1 pseudogene is annotated in these 238 nt (G+C 67.6%); it reads right to left on the minus strand.

Features of this window, described 5'->3' with window-relative positions:
* A pseudogene (locus SB753_RS41075) lies at nt 1-238 on the minus strand (benzoyl-CoA oxygenase); the annotation flags it as partial.

Below are 238 nucleotides of genomic sequence, written 5' to 3' on the forward strand. Positions count from 1 at the left end.
GCAGCGGACCACGGCGGCACGACCGAGCCGCGCACGGTATCCACTTCGATGCCGCTTGCGTCTGCCGCGGCATCGTTAGCCGTGCCCGCGGTGGGCGATTCGTCGGCGGCAGGCACCGCCATCGTGTTCTGCTCGGGCAATACGTCCCACGTGAATTGCTCTTCGATCGGATACGCGTCGGCCTTCAGCACGGTGCGCCAGTTGTCGATCGCGCCTGTCGGACACGGCGGCACGCAAG

The organism is Paraburkholderia sp. SIMBA_053 (genome assembly GCF_046534895.1).
Classification (GTDB): Bacteria; Pseudomonadota; Gammaproteobacteria; order Burkholderiales; family Burkholderiaceae; genus Paraburkholderia; species Paraburkholderia caledonica.